This window comes from Streptomyces odonnellii (genome assembly GCF_000981895.1).
Classification (GTDB): Bacteria; Actinomycetota; Actinomycetes; order Streptomycetales; family Streptomycetaceae; genus Streptomyces; species Streptomyces odonnellii.
In genome coordinates this window covers 1-3463 of sequence record NZ_LATD01000013.1, presented here as the reverse complement: position 1 = coordinate 3463, position 3463 = coordinate 1, and the positions used below count along the sequence as shown (strand labels likewise).

Here is a 3463-nt window from a genome sequence, read left to right as displayed (position 1 = left end):
GCCCCCTTGTTCGACCGTCCCTCAACTCCGTTTCGACCGCCCCTCGACCCCCGTCCGGCCCTTCACCCGTGCCTGTTCTCCCCATGTGCGGAGCTTGTCCCGCCCCGGTACGAGCCGTAGCAGCCGGTGACGGGCCCGGTGTCCTGGGCCGTCGTTATGGTGAACCCCATGAGCACTCCCGCCCGCTTCGACCGCGGCCACACCGACGACCTCATGTCCTTCCTCGCGGCCAGCCCGTCGCCGTATCACGCGGTGGCCAATGCCGCGGAGCGCCTGGAGAAGGCAGGCTTCCGGCAGGTGCTGGAGACGGACGCCTGGGACGGGTCGGCGGGCGGACGGTTCGTGCTGCGGGGCGGGGCGATCATCGCCTGGTTCGTACCGGAGGGCGCCCTGCCGCACACCCCCTTCCGTATCGTCGGCGCGCACACCGACTCCCCCAATCTGCGGGTCAAGCCGCTGCCGGACACCGGCGCGTACGGCTGGCGCCAGATCGCCGTGGAGATCTACGGCGGGACGCTGCTCAACACCTGGCTCGACCGCGATCTGGGGCTGGCGGGCCGGATCACCCTGCGGGACGGCTCGCAGCGGCTGGTCAATGTCGACCGCGCGCTCCTGCGCGTACCGCAGCTCGCCGTCCATCTCGACCGGTCCGTCAACACCGACGGCCTCAAGCTCGACCGGCAGCGGCACATGCAGCCCGTCTGGGGCCTCGGGGAGCCCGAGGAGGGCGATCTGATCCGCTTCGTGGCCGCCGAGACCGGGATCGGCGCCGAGGAGATCACCGGCTGGGACCTGATGGCGCACGCCGTCGAACCACCCGCCTACCTCGGCCGCGACCGCGAGCTGGTGGCCGGGCCCCGGATGGACAATCTGCTGTCGGTGCACGCCGCCACCGCGGCGCTGGCCGCGGTCGCCACCGGCCCCGGCGGCACGGGCGGCGGCTCCGGCGGCGGTTCGGGGGGATCGAGCAGCTCCGCGGGCCCAGGCGGCTCCACGGAATCCCACGGCCCCCACGCGCCCCTCCCGTACATCCCCGTACTCGCCGCCTTCGACCACGAGGAGAACGGCTCGCAGTCGGACACCGGCGCCGACGGCCCGCTGCTCGGCACGGTGCTGGAGCGCTCCGTGCTCGCCCGCGGCGGCACGTACGAGGACCGGGCGCGGGCCTTCGCCGGCACGATCTGCCTGTCCTCGGACACCGGCCACGCCGTGCACCCCAACTACAGCGAGCGCCACGACCCGACGCACCAGCCGCGCGCGAACGGCGGGCCGATCCTCAAGGTCAACGTCAATATGCGGTACGCGACGGACGGCAGCGGGCGTGCCGTCTTCGCCGCGGCGTGCGAGAAGGCGGACGTGCCCTGGCAGTCGTTCGTCTCCAACAACTCGATGCCGTGCGGTACGACCATCGGCCCGATCACCGCGGCCCGGCACGGCATCCAGACCCTCGACATCGGGGTCGCGATCCTGTCGATGCACAGCGCGCGGGAGCTGTGCGGCGCGGACGACCCGTACCACCTGGCGAACACGCTGGTGGCGTTCCTGGAGGGCTGACGGGACGTCACCGCCCGCCCCGCCGTGGCCGAGGACGCCCACGGTACGGGGCAGCGGTCCCGTCGAGCGAATTGTTTACGCTTCGAGCCCGGCGAGCACGAGGGCGAGCCGGGCCGTTCCCGTGTCCGTGACCCGGACCGGCACGCCCCAGTCCTGCTGGTGGACATGGCAGGCCGGGTACTCGTTGGCGGGGTCGTCGTCACAGGAGGCCGCCATCGCGGAGACATGGAGCACGCCCTCCGTGACGCCGTCGGCCAGCACCAGTTCCCGGCTGAGATCCGTCCCCGTACCGCTGCCGTCCGCGAGCAGTTCGGGCGGCGTGGCGGAGACCAGCAGCCGGGTCGACGGACCGTAGCGGGTGTCGAGCTTCTGCCCGCTCGGCGCCGTGAAGACCACCTCCAGCCGGAGCGCGCCCGGCGCGACGTCCGTGGTGGCGCGCTGCGTGCGATGGGCGACGGCCTCGACCCGTACCGCCTCGTCGGGCAGCCGCAGCCGGGTCAGCCGGTGCCGCGCGGACTCGACGACGACGATGTCCTCGCCGGCCAGGACCGCGCCGCTGGGCTCGCGCAGATCCGTCGCCAGGGTGGTCACCTCGTCGGTCGCGGGGTCGTAGCGGCGCAGGGCGTGGTTGTACGTGTCGGAGACGGCGACGGAGCCGTCGGGCAGCGCGGTGACGCCCAAGGGGTGCTGGAGCAGGGCCTGTCCGGCGGGGCCGTCACGGTGCCCGAAGTCGAAGAGCCCGGTGCCGACGGCGGTACGGACCACGAAACCGCCGCCGTCGCTCCCGTCCCCGTCGCTTCCGTTCGCGTCGCGCTCGACGTACCGCAGCGCGCTGGTCTCCGAGTCGGCGACCCACAGCCGGTCCCCGGCCGCCGCGAGCCCCGAGGGCTGGGCGAACCAGGCCTCGGCGGCGGCCCCGTCCACCAGCCCCTCGTTGGTGGTCCCGGCCGCGGCCCCGACGGTCCCGGTGGCCGGGTCGTACGTCCAGAGCTGGTGCACCCCGGCCATCGCGATCCACACCCGCCCGGCCCACCACGCGACGTCCCAGGGCGAGGAGAGGTCGACCTCCAGGGCGGGCCCGGAGTCCGGCGAGCCCTGCCACCACTGCCTGCCGGTGCCCGCGACGGTCTCGACCGCGCCACTGACCGGGTCGTAGACGCGCAGCGCGTGGTTGACGGTGTCGGCGACGATCACCCGGCCGTCGGGGAGCAGGGCGAGCCCCTGCGGTTCGCTGAACGAGTCGGGCCCGAAGCCGCGCACACCGCTGCCGATCCGCCGTACGACCGTCTCGCCGTCCGGTTCCAGCTCGACGAGCTGATGGCGGGTGGAGTCGGAGACCAGGATGTTCCCGCCGGGCAGGACCAGCGCCTTCCCGGGGAAGCGCAGATCGGTCGGGACCGGCTCCGGCGGCACGTACGGCCCGTTGCCGCGCCGCAGCGTCCCCTTCGCGGCATGCTCGGCCTCCAGCTCCGCGACCAGCCGCTCGATGGCGTGCGCATGACCCTCGCCCGCGTGCTGGGCGACGACATACCCCTCGGGGTCGATGACGACGAGCGTCGGCCAGGCCCGTACTGCGTACTGCTTCCAGGTCGCCAGCTCCGGGTCGTCCAGCACGGGGTGATGGACCTCGTACCGTTCGACGGCGTCGACGACGGCCTGATGCTCGGCCTCGTGCACGAACTTCGGCGAGTGGACACCGATGATCACCACGGTGTCGCGGTGCTTCTCCTCCAGCTCCCGCAGCTCGTCCAGGACATGCAGGCAGTTGATACAGCAAAAGGTCCAGAAGTCGAGAATGACGATGCGTCCCCGCAGGTCGGCGAGGGTGTAGGAGGTGTCGCCGGTATTGAGCCAGCCGCCTTTGCCGGTCAGTTCGGGGGCGCGCACGCGGGCGCGGCGGGCCGGGGCG

The 3463-nt window shown here is 72.9% G+C and carries 2 protein-coding genes; one reads left to right on the top strand and one right to left on the bottom strand.

Annotated elements, in window-relative coordinates; genetic code table 11:
* Positions 1-168 precede the first annotated feature (168 nt).
* Positions 169-1554, top strand: coding sequence for a M18 family aminopeptidase (locus WH07_RS02085; protein ID WP_046494572.1), 1386 nt, complete (start codon positions 169-171; stop codon positions 1552-1554).
* A 75-nt stretch (positions 1555-1629) separates the two neighbouring features.
* Here WH07_RS02085 and WH07_RS02080 read toward each other — a convergent pair.
* Positions 1630-3463, bottom strand: a 1834-nt coding sequence (locus WH07_RS02080; RefSeq protein WP_232788674.1) for an NHL domain-containing thioredoxin family protein, incomplete at its 5' end; no start/stop codon positions are given.